Source organism: Paraburkholderia sp. D15 (assembly GCF_029910215.1).
GTDB lineage: Bacteria > Pseudomonadota > Gammaproteobacteria > Burkholderiales > Burkholderiaceae > Paraburkholderia.
The window spans coordinates 607,895-623,909 of record NZ_CP110396.1 but is presented as its reverse complement, the minus strand read 5'-3'; the positions used below and the strand labels follow the sequence as shown (position 1 = coordinate 623,909).

The window sequence follows — 16,015 nt, the reverse complement described above, 5'->3', positions numbered from 1 at the left end:
CGGCGCGACCAACTACAACAAGGTTTGACGGAGATCCGCGTGGCTACACTCAAGGATGTCGCGGCACTGGCCGGCGTGGGCATGTCCACCGCGTCGCGCGCCATTTCCGGCAAGGGGCCGATCTCGGCCGATGCGGCCGCCCGCGTGAAGGCGGCGATCGAAACGCTGAACTTCCGGCCGTCGTCGATCGGCCGCGCGATGGCGACGCAGTCGCTCGGCATGGTCGGCATTTTCGTGCCGACCTTTTTCGGCTCCTATTACGGGACGATTCTTAAACAGACCGACGCGGAACTGCGCGCGGTGCGCCGTCATGTGGTGGTGGCGACCGGTTGCGGCGAGCTGTCGCCGCGCGAGCAGGCGATCGAGGCGGTGCGTTTCCTGATCGGCCGCGACTGCGACGGCGTGGTGGTGATCGGCCACGATCTGCTCGACGACGACCTGATCATGCTGCACCGCATGCATCCGAAGATGGTGTTTCTGAACCGCGCGTTCGATCAACTGCCGGAGGCGTCGTTTTGCGCCGACCATCGGCACGGCGGCGAACTGGCTGCGCGCACGTTGCTCGATCACGGGCATCGCGAGATCGCGGTGATTTCCGGGCCGTTCACCGCATCGGATAACCAGTCGCGGCTGGAAGGGTTTTTCGCGGAGCTGGCGCGCGCGGGTATCGCACGGGACGACGTCACGCTGATCGAGTCGGACTTTTCGCCGGAGGGCGGCTACGCGGCCGCGCAGAAACTGCTGAAGACCACGCGGCGTTTTACCGGCCTGTTCTGCGCGAACGACACGATGGCGGTGAGCGCGCTCGCGCATCTGCACGAGATGGGAATCGCGGTGCCCGACGAAGTCTCGGTGATCGGTTACGACGACGATTACTCTGCTGCGTATGCGCCGCCGGGACTCACGTCGGTATGTATTCCCACGGCGGATCTCACGCAGAACGCGGTGCGCTGGCTGCTCAACCAGTGCTATCGCACCACGTCGGAAATCTTCCGCGAGTTTCCGGTGAGCGTGACGATGCGTAAGTCGGTGGGGCCGGTGCCGGGATCGGGTGCTTCGGCGCGCAAAGGTTCGGCGAGTTTGAGCCGTAGCGAGTAGCGGTATCGCGGGACGGCTCGCGTCGTCCCGTTCAGTTTTCGCTGCGCAGCGACTGCTCGTGGCGTTGGCGCGCCTCTTCCTCGAGCCGCGTGTCTTCGAGTTCCTGCAACACGGCGTCGAGGTCGACCGGCGTGGTGTCGAGTTCGACGCGGCCGGTGAGCTGCACATCGACGTGCAATGCGCCCGCTTCGTACAGCGCCCAGATTTCCTTGCCGTAGCTGGCTTCGAGCAAGGCCGGCGCGAAACGTCCGAAATACGCCGCGAGGTTGTCGACATCGCGTTCGAGCATGGCCGGCGCCTCGAGATTGCCGGCGGCGTTCACCGCTTGCGGCAGATCGATGATGACCGGGCCGTCGGCGGCCAGCAGAATGTTGTATTCGGACAGGTCGCCGTGAATCATGCCGGCACACAGCATGCGCACTACCTGCTGCAACAGCAGCGCATGCAGTTCGAGCGCGCGCGTTTCAGTCATCTCCACGTCGTTCAGACGCGGCGCGACGTTGTCGTCGGCGTCCGTGACCAGTTCCATCAGCAGCACGCCGTCGGTGCAGATATAGGGCTGCGGCACCCGCACGCCTGCGTTCGCGAGCTGGAACAGCGCATCGACTTCGGCGTTCTGCCATGCCTGTTCCTGCATTTCGCGGCCGTAGCGGCTGCCTTTTTCCATCGCGCGCTGCTCGCGGCTGTTCTTGACCTTGCGGCCTTCGCGATACGACGCGGCCTGACGGAAACTGCGCTGTTTGGCGTCTTTATAGACTTTCGCGCAACGGATCGACTCGCCGCTGCGTACCACATAGACGGTGGCTTCCTTGCCGCTCATCAACTGCGAGATGACCTCGTCGATCAGGCCTTCTTCGACGAGCGGGAGCAGACGTTTCGGGGTTTTCATGCGGCCGCCTTGGGATGATGGACGGCGTGCCGGTCTTGGACGGCCGGAGCGGAGGGCATGGTAAGCGGGATTCGGATCATGCCGGATTATAAGGGCTACGGTGGCGCCCGCCGGTGCAAGCGCCGCAAACGTATCGGGGCTGCTTCGGCGAAAGCGGAGGCACGCGTTGACTGAACGTCTTCAAACCTGGAAGACGTTTTCCATCCGCTGTATCTCCGGTCGCGACAGATTCAGGGCGGCGGCCTCGTCCCGCCATGTCGTGACCGCGTCGCGCACTTCGTCGACGATCCGTTGTGTTTCTTTCGCGTCGAGACGATAGAAGTCGGCGGTTTCCACCACGGCGTCGAGATCCGGCAGCGCGCTTGCGCCGTCGAATGTCAACGCGTGCTCGCGCCTGGCGGGATTCGGATTCATGTCGAACGCGGGCGACAGCCGCCAGCCGGACGCCTCGTGAATGAAGCCGTGATTGCGCAGATGATCGTCGCGATTGCCCACCACGACGTTGAACACCACGCGTTTGAAGAGCTGCGCGAGATCGCTGTCGATATGCCCTTGCGCGCCGTTGCTCGCGAGATATTCGGCAATGTCCAGATAGCTCGCGTCCGGATCGCCGTCCTGCCGCTCGAGCAGGGTCATGGCCGACGCGTACATGCGGCGGCGGTTATCGCCGCGATCGAAACGCTCGACGCAGAAGGTGCCGTAACGCGTGCCCACGTATTTGAGTTCGGACGCGGGCACCCAGATGCCGGCCTTCGCGGCCAGACGATGAACGACGTATTCCCACGCGCCGATGTCGTAGCGGTCGTCCTTCGCGGGGAACTTGGCGATCCACAGTTCGTTGCCGAGGCTCGTGAAGTTGGCCTTCGGACGCGCGCCGCCCAGCGACGTGCCGGGCGCGATCAGCATGGCGAGCCACTGCGCGTATTCGGGCAGGTTTTCGACGTTGTCTTCCTCGATGCGCAGGCTGACATACGCGAGCGTGGCGAGATCCGTGACTGGCGGCGCGGCGTTAGGACTGTTGTCGAGAAACTCGCCTGCTGCGTTCTGAAACCGCAGTGCGCCGACCCGCGTCTGATCGTGAACGCCGAGCAGGAAATCGATTTCCTGCAGTTGCCGCATGGGACGGTTCTCGCGATCCGCGGCGGCGGCTTCGCGGCGCTCCATCAGCACGCGGCCCCAGCGGTCCGGCGCCGAGTCCATGAAGATACCGAAGGCGGCGGCTCGCGCGGGGGGATATTGCTCGTCGGTCCACAATTCGAGGCGCGGGTCGAGCATGAACGCGTTGCCGCTTTCGAGCCACGCCGGCTCATAGGCGAACGACGCCGGCAAATCGGTGCGCGTGGTCTGACGGTACAGCGTGCCGACCTGCTGCATGCCGCCGGATACGGTGTCGTCGAGAAAAACCTTGAAGATGTCGCGAGGTTTATGGCTTGCCATCGGGTTTCCGTGCGGTTTTGCGGGCCGGGCGCTCCTCCACCGTGTCGATGAAGTTCAGTGGGCGCGCGTGCGCACGCGTCTTACGCCCGCCGGTGAGCTCGAGATCCTGCAGCTTGCGGCCGAGTTCATCGTCCCGAGCGACCGTGTCCATGTCCTTGTCGAGTCCCAACACCCGTAACGCCCGCATATAGGTGCCGAGCGAGATGCCGGGGTCGCCTCGCTCCAGACGATGCAGCGTGTCGCGTGAAATGCCCAGGCGTTCGGCAAACAGGGAGGCGGGCACGGCGCGACGCAAGCGGGCCAGTTTCAGGCGTTCGCCGAGCGAGCGCATCTGCTTGTCGACCGATGGAAAAGGGCGGAAAAGGGTGCGAGGCATGTCCGATAGATTAGGCAAAAATGGCTCATTTGTCAAAAGTATCGGACGTTCAGGGTGCTAGGGAGGTTGGGGATCGAAGCAGGCGTGTGTCCGATATGTTAGGCATTATTTGATTATTTGACTGAAGTATCGGACATCCATTCGCAGCGATCAGTGACCCATATTGTCCGTTGGCCTAACTCTGGACGCCGTCGTCCGCAACGGCCGTGATCGCCGAAAACTTGCCTTCGCAGGCCGACTCGCGGCACGATGCGCGATAACCTTCGTTTGGGGCAGGATCGCGTATGCGGGATTTTCTGGCGGCTATTACCGCACGTGTCAGCGTGCTGAAAGGCGTTCGTCCGTTGACGCGCGGCGGCGCGGCGCGCGATGCGCTGGCCGGCGTGCAGCTGGCGTCGATGGACATTCCCCAGGTGCTCGGCTACGCGCGGATCGCCGGCATGCCGGCCGTAACGGGGCTGTACACCGTTTTTCTGCCCTTGCTCGCCTTCGCGTTCTTCGGCGCGTCGCGGCATCTGGTGGTGGCGGCCGATTCCGCGACCGCCACCATCTTCGCGAGCCGGCTCTCCACCATGGCGCCGGCGTCGAGCGTCGAATACGCGACGCTGGCCGCGATGGTGGCGTTGCTCACCGCGGCGCTGCTGCTCATCGCGCGCATCTTCAAGCTCGGCTTTCTCGCCGACTTCCTGTCGCGCACGGTGCTGGTCGGTTTTCTCGCCGGCGTGGGCGTGCAGGTCGGCATTGCCATGCTCGCCGACATGCTCGGCATTCCCGGACATGCGTCGACGAGCATCGCGCAGGTGGCGCTGGTGGCCCGCGAAGCGGCTCAGATCAGCCCACCGACGCTCGCCATCTCGCTGCTGGTCGTCGCCGCCATTCTGGTGTGCAAACGCTTTGTGCCGCGCGCGCCGGTGCCGTTGATCGCGGTGGTCGCGGGGATCGCCGCGAGCGATATCTACGGCTTCGCGGCGCATGGCATCTCCGTGCTCGGCCCGGTGGCAGGCGGCTTGCCGCCGCTGCGCATGCCGTCCGTGACGTGGCAGCAGATGCTCGATCTACTGCCGGTCGCGGCTTCCTGTTTCGTGATGATCGTCGCGCAGAGCGCCGCCGCGAGCCGCGTGTTCGCCGAGCGCTATCACGAACCCGTCGACACCAACGCGGACCTGCTGGGCATCGCGGCGGCCAACGCGGCGGCGGCATTCACCGGCGCCTTCGTGGTGAACGGCAGCCCGACGCAGACCGCGATGGGCGATCGCGCCGGCACCCGCAGTCAGTTCGCGCAGGTCGTGTTCGCGGTCGTGGTCGTGGTGGTGTTGCTGTTTTTCAGCCGCTTCCTGCAATATCTGCCGCACTGCATTCTCGCCAGCATCGTGTTCACGATCGCGGTCGGTCTCGTGAACGTGCAGACGCTGTTCGCCATTCGCCGCGAGAGCCCGGGCGAATTCACGCTCGCCCTATTCACCGCGCTGGCCGTGGTGCTGATCGGTGTCGAGCACGGCATTCTGGTGGCGGTGGCGCTCTCGCTGCTGCGCCACGTGCGCCACAGCTACCGTCCCCACACGATGATCCTCGCACCCGGCGACGACGGCATCTGGGTGCCGGTGCCGGCCGCGCCCGGCATGCAGACCGCGCCGGGCTTGATCGTGTATCGCTTCGGCGCCGATCTGTTCTACGCCAACGACCATTTTTTCGTCGACGATTCGCGCCGCCTGATCGACCATGCGCCGAGCAAGGTGCGCTGGTTCGTGGTCGACGCGAGCGCGATCACCGATCTCGATTATTCGGCGGCGCGTTCGGTGGGGGAGTTGTGCGAGACCTTGAAGCGCGGCGGCATCGACGTGATCTTCGCGCGCGTGAACCGCTATCTGCGCTCGGACATGGACCGGCACGGCATCACGCCGATCATCGACACGAGTTGTATTTTCGGCACGCTGCACGAGGCGCTGCGCGCGGCGGGCGTGGAGAAACCGGACCGGCATGTGAAGGAAGCGACTTAGGCGTCCGCCTCGAGCGCATGTCGCGAACGCGTGGGTTAGCGCCGCGGTTCGTCGTCGATGAAGTAATGACCGATGAAGAAGCACGCCCCCGCCATCGCGACACCCAGCACGGCCACCGTGCCGGCGAGCGCGGTGCCTTGCCAGAGGCCGTCGAACCAGTCGTGAAGTTGCGCCATCAGCACTTCCGCGTTGCCGCCGATCCGCTGCAATTCGATCTGATAACGCGGGTCGGCGATGCTGTACTGGGAGACGGCACTATCGGGCGGCGGCGCCACCGCGTAGAGCATGGCCGCGGCGATCAGGCTGACGATCAGTATCGCCGCGCCCGCCATGTAAAAGCGTTTGCGCGGGGACAGGCGCGTTGTGCTGGGGTCTGGCTGGTTGCTGCCGTTCATCGTGTTCGTCGATCCGCTCTGCTAGTCGTGGCGACAGTATCGCAGAGCGGCGGCGTGCTCCCGCGTCGAGCACACGCATCACGCGTGTGGCGTTTTCAGCTTTTCGACGTCAGCATCTTGATGCCGGCGATACCGAACATCACGGCGAGCGAGCCGTCGAGCCAACGCCGGATCGACAGATAGATGCGGCGCGCCGACGAAGTCGAGAACAGCACCGCGTAGCTGCTGAACACCGACACGCCGATGACCATGCAGCCGAGCACCACCGCTGCCGTATGGGATGCGCCGCCGTTCGGCGAGACCGCCAGCGACACGATGGACAACCACACCAGAATCGCTTTTGGATTGGTGAGATGCAACAGCAGGCCACGCAGATAAAGCCGCTTCGGCGATTCGTCCGCGCGCGCGGTTTGGGCAGGCAACGCGGCGGCGCTGAACGCGGAGCGCGCGGATTTGAAGCCGAGCCACAGCAGATACAGCCCGCCGGCGATCTTCACCGCGATCAGCGCTTCCGAATAGGAAGCGAGCACCGCCGACAAACCCAGCGACGCCAGCAGCGCCCAGAAGAACGAACCCGAGACGACGCCCAGTGCGAAAGTCAGCGCGGCGCGGCGGCCCGCGCTCATGGCCAGCGACATGATCGCGAGATTGCTCGGCCCCGGACTCGCGGTACCGACGAAATAGGCGCCGTAGGCGATCAGGACATCGGCGGTGACAAAGCTGCTGACGATCATGGGTGGGTCTCGGTAGCGGAGCAAACACCACGCTCGATGCGAGCGCGGCTGGGAATGACGATTCGATGCGCGGCCAGCTATTCTGAGGGCGGCGGTGCGCTTGTCAAAGATACAGTTGCCGGTCAGCACGACAGCACAATCTGGGCGGCTTGGGTTTGGGCTTGGGCAAGGCCAGCGCAGGAGGCAACGCTAGCCACCCGGCCGCGCCGAACACCCGTTCATATTCGACACATGCATGAGCACTACCGTCCCAATACGCTCAAGCCACTCACGCCCCAGCCGCGGTCCCGATGCAATCCGCCAGCGCACTCGCCACGGCCTGACGGCTATGCTGCGGCCGTAGCACCAGTCCGATTTCGCGGTGAAACGTCGCGTCGCCGAGTTCGAGCGCGGTGACAGTGGCCGGCCATTTACCAAGCCCCACGGTATCCGGAATCAACGCCACGCCGACGCCGCGCGCGACGAGTTCCACGATCCCCTGCAATTCGTCGAGTTCGATCGCGTCCTGCACGTTCAGCCGCGCACGTCGCAGAAAACGCTCGACCAGCCTGCCGCCGAACGACGCGCGATCGTAGCGGATAAACGGCGCGCTCCTGAGCAACTCGCGCCAGGACGGCTGCTTGCGAGCCAGTGCCTTCGGTGCAAGCAGTACGAAAGGTTCGGTGGCGAGCGTGCGCCATTCGAGTTCGGCCGGCAGCGCGAACGGCGGCTTGATGATCACGGCGAGATCGAGTTCGCCGGAGTCCACCTGAGCGAGCAGGCTCAACGACACGCCGGGCACGACGCGAATGCGCCAGCCCGAGCGATCGTCGCGGAAACGCGCGAGCGCATCGGCGAGAAACGACACCTGCGCGGACGCGATCGCGCCGATCCGCACCATGCCGCTTTCCGCCGCGACCGCGCCGCGTTCCGAGAGCCGCGCGTACAGCGTCATCATTTCCTCGGCGAGCGCGAGCGTTTCGCGCCCGGCGTCGTTGAGCGTGGCCGAACGACCGGTGCGGTCGAACAGCGCGAAGCCGAGCTCGTCTTCGAGACGCTGCATCTGCGCGCTGACCGCGGACTGCGTGAGGCCGATGCGCGCACCCGCGCCCGAGAAGGTGCCGTACTGGCTGACGGCGATAAAGGTCTTGAGTTCGTTCAGCATGATCGATAAGTCGATTAATCGATTTTCGTGATGGTCAGATCAAATATATATCGTTTTGAATCGAAATTGGTCATGGTTAAACTTGACTTCAACCGTGTCGCGCGGCAGGCGATTGCAAATCACGCAGCGGCCGCGCGCCGCGCGTCATTCCCCATTACCAACCAGTGAGCTTTCCGTCATGAGCGTTGCCGAAACCCGTTTGCCGCCGTTCCACCTGGCGTTTCCTGTCCATAGCCTTGCCGCCGCCCGCGAGTTCTACGGCGAACTGCTGGGCTGTCCGGAAGGGCGCAGCTCGGAAGCGTGGGTCGATTTCAATTTCTACGGCCACCAGATCGTCGCGCACCTGGCGCCGGAGGAAATCGGTCACCGTCACACCAGCAAGGTCGACGGCGACGCGGTGCCGGTTCGTCACTTCGGCGCGGTGCTGTCGATGGCGCAATGGCAAGCCGCGGCGGACAAACTGCAGAACGCCGGCATCGACTTCATCATCGAGCCGCACGTACGTTTCAAGGGCGAGGTCGGCGAGCAGGCGACGATGTTCTTTCTCGATCCGTCGGGCAATGCGCTGGAGTTCAAGGCCTTCGCCGATATGTCGTCGTTGTTCGCGAAGTAGGCCCGCTTACCGATGCCCAGGGAAACCCCTGGGCTTTTTTGAGTCCTCTCTCATTGACCCCGCGTAAACAATTCATTTTGAATTGCCGCCGTATGACACATCTTCGGCAATCCCTTGTGGTGTAAAGATTCCGGACTTCATGGCGTGTTTTAAATTGAGGCTATTCAAGAGATTTACTGGTGAATTTTCGTGATTACAAAACGGAATGGCTTGCAATTGCCTATGTAGAGTCATTGTGGAAAGGATTTGGCGTTTCATCGCGACTTGAAACGCGCGTTGGAATCGTTTAATGTTGATCGCAAATGCATGTTCACAGCCTTGCAGTTCCTGAATATCACGTAATTCCATAGTTCCCGCTTGCGATTGAATTGACCCACAAGTCTCTTTGGGGGTGTGCCATGCTTTACGGTCTGGATTTAAGTGATTGTCGTTTTGTTACAGATCAAAATGGCAACCGATTGCGCGCCGATATTCCGTATAGCGTATTTTCCATGCTTCTTGAATATAGATGGGCGGCATTGCATTCCGAAGCGAATCTGCATGCCGGGGATACGAAAGACTCAAAAGACTCAAAAGACTCGCGATCCGCGCGCGAATGCCTGGAAGCGATTTTCAGTGCCACACCCGAAAACGGCACGCGCACTGCCGTCATCGGCGGTAGCGATGCCCGGCATGACGAACCGCAAAGTGTTTCAAAAGGACATCGGCAAGTCTATTTTCCGCGCCTCTTCCGCGAACCGGTTCCCGCCGAAGTCCAGCGACTGATCGGGCAGGGCATCTACTTTCTGCGTGCGTGGCGGCTGTACCGCAATCTGACGAGAGAAGAAGCCGCGGATCGCGCGGATCTCACGACCTACACGATCGGGCGTCACGAGCACGGCTATCACAAGCCGGCCATGGAAACGCTCGAACGATTCGCACTCGTGTACGCATGCTCGATCGATCAGCTTGTCGCGCAGGACGATTCGGATACACGTCCATTCGATCCGCGCGAAAGCATGTCGATCCAGCAGGCCGTTTCGGAGATGAACGAAGACTATCCCGGCGTCGTGCTCGCGCATTTGCTCGACGGTAAATCGGCACTGACCGCGTGGCGTCTCTACCGGAACATGACGATCGATCAACTCGCCGATGCCTGCGGATCGAACACGCAGCACATCGCCCGGCTCGAGGAAGCGGCGAATCTCCGCAAGAGAACGCTGGACAAATTCGCCAGGATTCTCGACTGCAAGCCCGTTCAACTTTTGACGCCGGCGAATGCGCAACCGTTTGTCTGCCCGCCGCGTGGCGAGCCCGTCGAGGTCCATGCGGGAGTGGGCAAATGAAACGGCCGACGATAAGCGCGGACACGCCGCGCCCGCTGGAAGCGTGCGAGAGCCCGGCAAGCAACCCCAGCAACGCCGACGATCCCGGCGGTTCACGCACCGAAGCCGTGCCGCGACGACTGAATCTCTCGCAACTGCTGGCGGCGAAGCGCGAGGGTTACAAGGACGGATTCCATGCCGGCAGACGCATCGCGAGCGAGCAGGCGTACATAGAGGGATACCGGAATGGCCTGCGGGCGGCCCGGGCTTTCGAAACACTCCTCGCAAGCAGGTGAAACGATGGACGAATGTCGCTTTCCGATGGCCTGCACGTTGTGCGGCAAGCTGGTCACGAATTTCTCGCGTCATGCGTCGGGCTGGGTCCGGTTCACCGGGTATATGGACGTGCGGGTGCGTTTCTGTCCGTCGTGTTCGAACCGGCACGTGAACCTGATCCGGCTGCTTCGCGCCCACGCCACCATCCCGCCCGCGCCACCCGCGCGCAACCATGCGATGTGCGATCTGCTGCAACTGGCCGCCGACGAACTGGCGTGCCGGACCAGAGCGAACGAAGCCTTGCGTCACTGAGATCGAAGAAAACGCGGCAACTTTCCCTTCCGCCGCGTGTGTGTTTGCGCCCGCCGTCAGGTGGGCGTTTTTTTGCACGAGGAGCGGAGCATGGCGACGGAGCAGGTCAACGCTTTTGGGCGCAACCTCGTCGGGATTCGCGAGGCGTGCGGCTGGACGAGGGCGGTGCTGATCGATCACCTGACGGTCGATATGAACCGGTTCGACCGCCGTCGTGTGCGTGCGCTCGTCTGGCTTGCGGAAGAGCGCCATCAGCGGCGCTCGCGGCTGATCGAGCCGCTGTCCCAGGTGTTCGGCATTCCCGCGAAGGCGTTGGCCAACGACGATCTGAGTGCCGAGACGTTGGACAGCCTGCGCGAACGCTTCGGCTTCGACCGGGGCGAGGTTGTCGAGCGTGCAACGAAGTTCTCGTTGTGAAGGGACGGCGAGGCGGGTGCGATGCAGCGTATTGCGCGCATCGCCCCGCCGTTCAGCGCTCATCGCGTGCTCACCAGACACTCACCGGTTCACCAGCTTCGCCGGAATGAACACCAGAATCAGCAATGCCGACAGCGTCAACGTGCACGCGGTCAGCACCAGCCCCGACGCGAGCGTATGCGTGTACGCCTTCAGCCAGCCGATCACCGTCGGGCTGATGAAGCCGGCGAGATTCCCCGTGCAGTTGATCAACGCGATGCCGGCCGCCGCGCCGCTGCCGCCGAGAAACGCAGTGGGCAGCGCCCAGAACATCGGTAGGGCAGTGACCACGCCGGAGACGGCGAGCGTGAGGCCGAGCATCGACAGCACGGCGTTGTCGCCGTTGGCCGCGCATAGCGAGAAGCCACTGGCCGCTACCAGCGCTGGCACTACGATATGCCAGCGGCGCTCCCGGGTGCGGTCGGCATGACGACCTACCACCAGCATGGAAATCAGCGCGGCGGTGTACGGAATCATGGTGAGCAGGCCGATCATCAGCGGATCGTCGATGCCTGTGCCGCGAATGATGGTGGGTTGCCAGAAGCCGATCGCGTACGAGCCCATCACGATGCCGAACAGCACGACGCACAACAGCCACACTCGCGGCGACGCGAACACCCCACGCACCGAAGCGTGGGTGCGCACGACGGAATCGGCATCGATCTCGTCCTGAATCACGCGTTTTTCCGCGTCGCTCAGCCACGTGGCGTCGGCCACGCGATCGTCGAGGCAGCGATAGATGACCAGCCCGAGCACGATCGACGGCAACGCTTCGACGATGAACAGCCACTGCCATCCCTCCAGGCCCCACGTGCCGTTGAACGCGTGCATCAGATAGCCGGAGAGCGGGCCGCCGAGCAGACCGGAAACGGGAATGCCGGCCATCAGCAACGCCGTCATCCTGCCGCGCCGATGCGCCGGAAACCAGTACGTCAGATAGAGAATCATGCCGGGAAAGAAACCGGCCTCGGCGACGCCCAGCAGAAAACGCACGACGTAAAACATCAACGGCGTATGGACCCATGCGGTGATCATGGAAAGCAGCGCCCACGTCACCATGATGCGGGCGATCCAGCGCCGCGCGCCGAAGCGATGCAGCAGCAGATTGCTCGGCACCTCGAACAGGAAGTAGCCGATGAAGAAGCAGCCCGCGCCGAGGCCATAGGCCGCTTCGCTGAAATGCAGACTGTTGAGCATCTGCAGTTTCGCGAAACCGACGTTCACGCGGTCCAGATAGGCAACGACATAGCCGACGAACAGCAGCGGCATGAAACGCCAGGCTACGCGCCGGAATAGCTGGTCGGCCGGGTTCGCGGCGAGCGTGGCGGGATAGGACGTTTGAATCAGCAAGATGTGTCTCCTTGCCCGCCTTACTGGTTATTGTGAATGCCGTGGCGGGCGAACGATGTGAGAGTGTACGGGCGGGCCGTCTAGTCGCGGCTTGCGCTGCCAATGGCGTCAGGCGGTGCTGCCCTCCGCGAGTTGCGCGACGCCGGTAGCACTGGCGGCGCCGCCAACCCCACCCGCGAGTTGCGCGGCATCCTCGATCGCGAAACCGTGACGCGTCAGCGCGAGTTGCAGTTCGCGTTGCTGCGCGTCGTCGAGTTCGACGAGCGGCGCGCGCATCGCGGACCATTGCGCGTCGCCGGCCTGCCATGCGATCGCGGCCTTCATCGCGGCGATGATCGGATAGCGCTGGAAAATCGCCCGCGTGTCGTTCAGACGTTGCTGCTGATCCGCGGCATCGGGATCGCGCCAATGTCGCGCGAGCTGCACGATGGCCGCCGCGTTGACATTGCCGGTCGCCGTGATGCAGCCGGCGCCACCGTGTTGCAGCGTGGGCAGCAGCGTCGTTTCGGTGCCGGCGAAGACGTCGAAACGCTCGCTCTGAAAAGCGCGGATCAACGCGGCCGTGTGCTGCCAGTCGCCGCCGCTGTCCTTGATGCCCGCGACGACGCCCGGATAACGCGTCAGCAATCGCTCGATCAGTTCGAAGCCGAGACCGACCTGCGAAACCGGCGGAATGTGATACAGATAGACGCGCAGACGATCGTCATCCACGGCGTCGATCACTTCCGCGAAGCCGCGAAACAGGCCCTCGTCGCTCACCCCCTTGTAGAAAAACGGCGGCAGCATCAGCACACCCGCGCAACCGTTCGCGACTGCGTGACGCGTCATCGCGATCGCATCGGGCAACGCGCATGCGCCGGTGCCCGGCATCATCCGCGCGGGCGGCAGACCTGCTTCGAGCAGCGTGTCGAGCAACGCGCGTTTTTCGTCGACGCTCAGCGAATTCGCTTCCGAATTGGTGCCGAACACGGCGAGACCGACGTCCTGCGCCAGCAGCCAGCGGCAATGCCTGACGAAGCGTTCGCGCGACGGCGAGCCATCGGCATTGAACGGCGTGAGGACCGGCGACAGAACGCCGCGTAGGCCGGGTGTGGGCGTGCTCATGGGGTTGTCTCCTTCGATGTTCATGGCGGCCGCATTCAGGCCGCCGACGCAGTATTGCGTGAGCGTGAACAGCGAAGAAGCGTGAGCCGCTTGCTTCAAACGTTAATTATTTTTGTGTCCGGGGCGGGCATCGCCTCATTCAACTCCTGCGCGGTTTTCAGAAACGCCTGCACCAGCCGCATGCGCGCCGACGAACGTCCCCACAACAGCCCGACCACGCGCTTCGGAAACGCGTGCGGCAGCGGCCATCTGGCGAGCGCGAGCCCGGAGAAACGCGTCATCAGCCAGTCCGGCACCAGCGAGACGCCGAGCCCGCGATCCACCATCACGGCGATCGCGTCGAGCCCGTCGAGCTCGCAGCGCTGATGCGGCTGAATGCCGTGCTGCCGCAGATAGCCGTCGGCAAGCTGGCCGCCCACCACGTTGCGGTTGTAACGCACGAACGGTTCGCGGCGCAGCACCTCGTGCGGATCGTCGACCTGCATCGACGCGGGTGTCAGCAGCACCAGCGGTTCCTCGCGGAAGGTGCGCCAGTCGCAGCTTTTCGGCAGATCGAACAGCGGCTGCACCAGCATCGCCGCATCGAGATCGCCGCTCACCACCTTGCGGTACAGATCGACCGAATTGCCCGGCTCCAGATAGATATCGATGTGCGGATGCCGCGCGAGCAAGCCGGCCAGCACGTCGGGAATCACGCTGGTCATCATGGTCGGCGTGCCACCGAGCCGTAATTGACCGGCCAGCACCGACTCGTCGTTCAGATCGGACTTGAGGTCGCGAATATCGTGCAGCACCGCGCGGGCGCGCGCGAGGATGCGTTCGCCGGCCTCCGTCGTGCCGACCGTGCGGCCCGAGCGGCGCACCAGCTTCGCGCCGAGTTCCTGTTCGAGCATCTTCACGCGCTGCGCGACGGCCGCGGGCGTCAGATCGAGGCGGCGCGCGGCTTCGGCGATCGAACCGAGTTCGACGACATAGACAAAGCTCTGCAGATAGCGCGAGTCCATTGAATAGAATTTTTATCTTTTGAAGAAGCCAAAGAATACTGTTTTTGACGCCCCGCGACTATCACACTGCGATCTCACCGGACGCGCATCGGACGCGGACGGTCCGCAAACATGGAGGAGTGTGGAAATGCCAGTAATTGAATCGGTATCGGTGTGCGCAGCCGGCGTGCCGCTGGATCGCGTGACGTCGTTCGCGACCCGCACGGTGTCGACGCGTCACTATGGCCTGGTCAAGGTGCGTTCGACGGATGGCGTCGAGGGGATCGGCTTCTGTTATGTCGGCAGCGCAGGTGGCGAACTGCTGCGCGTGGCCATCGAACAGTTGCTGGCGCCGGTGCTGATCGGCCAGGATTCGTACGCGGTGGAAGGCTTGTGGCAGGCCATGTATCAGGAAGCGTTGCTGCAAGGCCGCGCGGGGACGGTGATGCGCGCGATCAGCATTCTCGACACGGCCCTGTGGGATCTGAATGCGCGCAGTCACAACGTGCCGCTGCACAAGTATCTCGGCGCGGTGGAACTGGACAGCGTGCCCGCGTACGCGAGCGGCGGCTATTACCTCGAAGGCAAATCGGCCGGCATGCTGGGCGAGGAAATGGCGAGCTACGTCGAGATGGGTTTCAAGGCGGTGAAGATGAAGGGCGGCCGTCTGTCGCCGCGCGAGGAAGAGGCGCGTGTGCGCGCCGCGCGCGAGGCGATCGGCCCCGATGTCGAACTGATGATCGACATCAACAACGGCTGGACCGATACGACTCAGGCGCTGCAGCATCTGCGGCGAATCGAGCAGTACGACCCGTACTTCGTCGAAGAGCCGTTTTCGCCCGACGATATCGACAATCACGCGCGTCTCGCCAGGCTCACGCGCGTGCCGGTCGCGACCGGCGAGATCGGCTACGGCCGCTGGTATCACAAGGAACTGCTCGACAAGGGCGGCGCCGCGATCCTGCAGACGGATGCGGTGGTGTGCGGCGGCATCAGCGAATGGCGGCGCATCGCGGCGACGGCCGCAAGTCATGGCGTGGTGATGTGCCCGCACTGGTTCCACGACGTGCACGCGCCGCTGGTTGCGTCCACACCTAATGCGCGCTACGTCGAATACTTCTGGGACGATCAGGTGCTCAACTTCCGCCGCCTGATCGATCGCCAGCTGGGGCACAGGAATGGCCGCATCGTGCTGCACCAGACGCCGGGTCTCGGTTTCGATTTCGACGAGCGTGAGGTCGCGAAGTACGGCAAGTGGAGCGAGGTGCGTTGATCACACTGCGGTGATCAGGCTGCATTGATCGTATTCTGTAAGCCTGCTTAAGTATTTGCTTTGCGTGATTTATTATGAAGACCGGTCGCGCGTTTCACCCGCGCGACCGGTTCGACGAAGTTGCCGCAACGGCGCTTATCTTCAGTCATCAAACGTTTGCCTATTGCTAAGCGAGCGGGTGCGCATCGCGCGCTTCGCCTTACATTAGCCTTCCTGACAATCCCGCCATTTTCGCGCCATGCAGGTGTTGGTGCCAGCGATCTAGCATAAGCGC

Annotated in this window: 18 protein-coding genes; 8 read left to right on the top strand and 10 right to left on the bottom strand. The window is 63.5% G+C overall.

Going from position 1 to position 16,015, the window contains the following annotated elements; translation table 11 throughout:
• Window positions 1-39 precede the first annotated feature (39 nt).
• On the top strand, window positions 40-1,098 hold the full coding sequence (locus LFL96_RS22540; protein WP_281002917.1) for a substrate-binding domain-containing protein: 1,059 nt from the start codon (window positions 40-42) through the stop codon (window positions 1,096-1,098).
• A 31-nt stretch (window positions 1,099-1,129) separates the two neighbouring features.
• On the opposite strand, the gene LFL96_RS22535 is transcribed toward LFL96_RS22540, so the two are convergent.
• The 3 genes from LFL96_RS22535 to LFL96_RS22525 all read right to left on the bottom strand — a co-directional run bounded on the left by LFL96_RS22535 (window position 1,130) and on the right by LFL96_RS22525 (window position 3,800).
• The gene (locus tag LFL96_RS22535; protein WP_281002916.1) at window positions 1,130-1,987 is read right to left on the bottom strand and encodes a PA4780 family RIO1-like protein kinase; all 858 of its coding nucleotides are present in this window, start codon (window positions 1,985-1,987) and stop codon (window positions 1,130-1,132) included.
• A gap of 180 nt (window positions 1,988-2,167) precedes the next feature.
• The gene (locus LFL96_RS22530) at window positions 2,168-3,424 is read right to left on the bottom strand and encodes a type II toxin-antitoxin system HipA family toxin (protein ID WP_281002915.1); all 1,257 of its coding nucleotides are present in this window, start codon (window positions 3,422-3,424) and stop codon (window positions 2,168-2,170) included.
• Complete coding sequence (locus LFL96_RS22525) at window positions 3,411-3,800, bottom strand: helix-turn-helix transcriptional regulator (protein WP_281002914.1); 390 nt, start codon at window positions 3,798-3,800, stop codon at window positions 3,411-3,413. The genes LFL96_RS22530 and LFL96_RS22525 overlap by 14 nt, the downstream gene beginning before the upstream one ends.
• A gap of 284 nt (window positions 3,801-4,084) precedes the next feature.
• Here LFL96_RS22525 and LFL96_RS22520 point away from each other — a divergent pair, with 284 nt between their 5' ends.
• Complete coding sequence (locus LFL96_RS22520) at window positions 4,085-5,797, top strand: SulP family inorganic anion transporter (protein ID WP_281002913.1); 1,713 nt, start codon at window positions 4,085-4,087, stop codon at window positions 5,795-5,797.
• 35 nt (window positions 5,798-5,832) lie between these two features.
• Here the strand turns inward: LFL96_RS22520 and LFL96_RS22515 are convergent, their stop codons facing one another.
• The 3 genes from LFL96_RS22515 to LFL96_RS22505 form a co-directional block, all read right to left on the bottom strand.
• Window positions 5,833-6,192, bottom strand: a complete 360-nt coding sequence (locus LFL96_RS22515; protein WP_281002912.1) for a hypothetical protein — start codon at window positions 6,190-6,192, stop codon at window positions 5,833-5,835.
• Between the two features lie 95 nt (window positions 6,193-6,287).
• The gene (locus LFL96_RS22510; protein WP_281002911.1) at window positions 6,288-6,926 is read right to left on the bottom strand and encodes a LysE family translocator; all 639 of its coding nucleotides are present in this window, start codon (window positions 6,924-6,926) and stop codon (window positions 6,288-6,290) included.
• A gap of 268 nt (window positions 6,927-7,194) precedes the next feature.
• Window positions 7,195-8,070 carry a LysR family transcriptional regulator gene (locus LFL96_RS22505; protein WP_281002910.1) on the bottom strand — a complete coding sequence of 292 codons (876 nt, stop codon included), beginning with the start codon at window positions 8,068-8,070 and terminating at the stop codon, window positions 7,195-7,197.
• 178 nt (window positions 8,071-8,248) lie between these two features.
• Here LFL96_RS22505 and LFL96_RS22500 point away from each other — a divergent pair, with 178 nt between their 5' ends.
• Window positions 8,249-8,683: a VOC family protein gene (locus tag LFL96_RS22500; protein ID WP_281002909.1), complete on the top strand. Its 435-nt coding sequence runs from the start codon at window positions 8,249-8,251 to the stop codon at window positions 8,681-8,683.
• A gap of 72 nt (window positions 8,684-8,755) precedes the next feature.
• Here LFL96_RS22500 and LFL96_RS22495 read toward each other — a convergent pair whose 3' ends face one another.
• Window positions 8,756-9,031, bottom strand: a complete 276-nt coding sequence (locus LFL96_RS22495) for a hypothetical protein (RefSeq protein WP_281002908.1) — start codon at window positions 9,029-9,031, stop codon at window positions 8,756-8,758.
• Window positions 9,032-9,081: 50 nt separating this feature from the next.
• On the opposite strand from LFL96_RS22495, the gene LFL96_RS22490 reads away from it, so the two are divergent.
• From LFL96_RS22490 to LFL96_RS22475, 4 genes are all read left to right on the top strand, one after another.
• Entirely contained in the window at window positions 9,082-10,008 is a 927-nt protein-coding gene (locus tag LFL96_RS22490; RefSeq protein WP_281002907.1) for a helix-turn-helix domain-containing protein, read from the top strand.
• Window positions 10,005-10,283: a hypothetical protein gene (locus tag LFL96_RS22485; RefSeq protein WP_281002906.1), complete on the top strand. Its 279-nt coding sequence runs from the start codon at window positions 10,005-10,007 to the stop codon at window positions 10,281-10,283. Before LFL96_RS22490 ends, LFL96_RS22485 begins: the two co-directional genes overlap by 4 nt.
• A gap of 4 nt (window positions 10,284-10,287) precedes the next feature.
• A complete protein-coding gene (locus tag LFL96_RS22480; protein ID WP_281002905.1) occupies window positions 10,288-10,575 on the top strand; it encodes a hypothetical protein in 288 nt (95 codons plus the stop codon).
• 90 nt (window positions 10,576-10,665) lie between these two features.
• Complete coding sequence (locus LFL96_RS22475) at window positions 10,666-10,992, top strand: hypothetical protein (protein ID WP_281002904.1); 327 nt, start codon at window positions 10,666-10,668, stop codon at window positions 10,990-10,992.
• An 81-nt stretch (window positions 10,993-11,073) separates the two neighbouring features.
• Here the strand turns inward: LFL96_RS22475 and LFL96_RS22470 are convergent, their stop codons facing one another.
• From LFL96_RS22470 to LFL96_RS22460, 3 genes are all read right to left on the bottom strand, one after another.
• A complete protein-coding gene (locus tag LFL96_RS22470) occupies window positions 11,074-12,381 on the bottom strand; it encodes an MFS transporter (RefSeq protein ID WP_281002903.1) in 1,308 nt (435 codons plus the stop codon).
• A 108-nt stretch (window positions 12,382-12,489) separates the two neighbouring features.
• Complete coding sequence (locus tag LFL96_RS22465) at window positions 12,490-13,485, bottom strand: dihydrodipicolinate synthase family protein (protein ID WP_281002902.1); 996 nt, start codon at window positions 13,483-13,485, stop codon at window positions 12,490-12,492.
• Between the two features lie 95 nt (window positions 13,486-13,580).
• The gene (locus tag LFL96_RS22460) at window positions 13,581-14,489 is read right to left on the bottom strand and encodes a LysR family transcriptional regulator (RefSeq protein WP_281002901.1); all 909 of its coding nucleotides are present in this window, start codon (window positions 14,487-14,489) and stop codon (window positions 13,581-13,583) included.
• Window positions 14,490-14,616: 127 nt separating this feature from the next.
• On the opposite strand from LFL96_RS22460, the gene LFL96_RS22455 reads away from it, so the two are divergent.
• Window positions 14,617-15,741 carry a mandelate racemase/muconate lactonizing enzyme family protein gene (locus LFL96_RS22455; protein ID WP_281002900.1) on the top strand — a complete coding sequence of 375 codons (1,125 nt, stop codon included), beginning with the start codon at window positions 14,617-14,619 and terminating at the stop codon, window positions 15,739-15,741.
• Window positions 15,742-16,015: the final 274 nt, after the last annotated feature.

Bases quoted from the DNA above. Each gene is read 5' to 3' on its own strand.
- LFL96_RS22520 (WP_281002913.1), top strand. From the start codon at position 4,085: ATGCGGGATTTTCTGGCGGCTATTACCGCACGTGTCAGCGTGCTGAAA.
- LFL96_RS22525 (WP_281002914.1), bottom strand. From the start codon at position 3,800: ATGCCTCGCACCCTTTTCCGCCCTTTTCCATCGGTCGACAAGCAGATG.
- LFL96_RS22490 (WP_281002907.1), top strand. From the start codon at position 9,082: ATGCTTTACGGTCTGGATTTAAGTGATTGTCGTTTTGTTACAGATCAA.
- LFL96_RS22510 (WP_281002911.1), bottom strand. From the start codon at position 6,926: ATGATCGTCAGCAGCTTTGTCACCGCCGATGTCCTGATCGCCTACGGC.
- LFL96_RS22485 (WP_281002906.1), top strand. From the start codon at position 10,005: ATGAAACGGCCGACGATAAGCGCGGACACGCCGCGCCCGCTGGAAGCG.
- LFL96_RS22475 (WP_281002904.1), top strand. From the start codon at position 10,666: ATGGCGACGGAGCAGGTCAACGCTTTTGGGCGCAACCTCGTCGGGATT.
- LFL96_RS22480 (WP_281002905.1), top strand. From the start codon at position 10,288: ATGGACGAATGTCGCTTTCCGATGGCCTGCACGTTGTGCGGCAAGCTG.
- LFL96_RS22495 (WP_281002908.1), bottom strand. From the start codon at position 9,031: ATGGAATTACGTGATATTCAGGAACTGCAAGGCTGTGAACATGCATTT.
- LFL96_RS22465 (WP_281002902.1), bottom strand. From the start codon at position 13,485: ATGAGCACGCCCACACCCGGCCTACGCGGCGTTCTGTCGCCGGTCCTC.
- LFL96_RS22460 (WP_281002901.1), bottom strand. From the start codon at position 14,489: ATGGACTCGCGCTATCTGCAGAGCTTTGTCTATGTCGTCGAACTCGGT.
- LFL96_RS22505 (WP_281002910.1), bottom strand. From the start codon at position 8,070: ATGCTGAACGAACTCAAGACCTTTATCGCCGTCAGCCAGTACGGCACC.
- LFL96_RS22455 (WP_281002900.1), top strand. From the start codon at position 14,617: ATGCCAGTAATTGAATCGGTATCGGTGTGCGCAGCCGGCGTGCCGCTG.
- LFL96_RS22530 (WP_281002915.1), bottom strand. From the start codon at position 3,424: ATGGCAAGCCATAAACCTCGCGACATCTTCAAGGTTTTTCTCGACGAC.
- LFL96_RS22500 (WP_281002909.1), top strand. From the start codon at position 8,249: ATGAGCGTTGCCGAAACCCGTTTGCCGCCGTTCCACCTGGCGTTTCCT.
- LFL96_RS22535 (WP_281002916.1), bottom strand. From the start codon at position 1,987: ATGAAAACCCCGAAACGTCTGCTCCCGCTCGTCGAAGAAGGCCTGATC.
- LFL96_RS22515 (WP_281002912.1), bottom strand. From the start codon at position 6,192: ATGAACGGCAGCAACCAGCCAGACCCCAGCACAACGCGCCTGTCCCCG.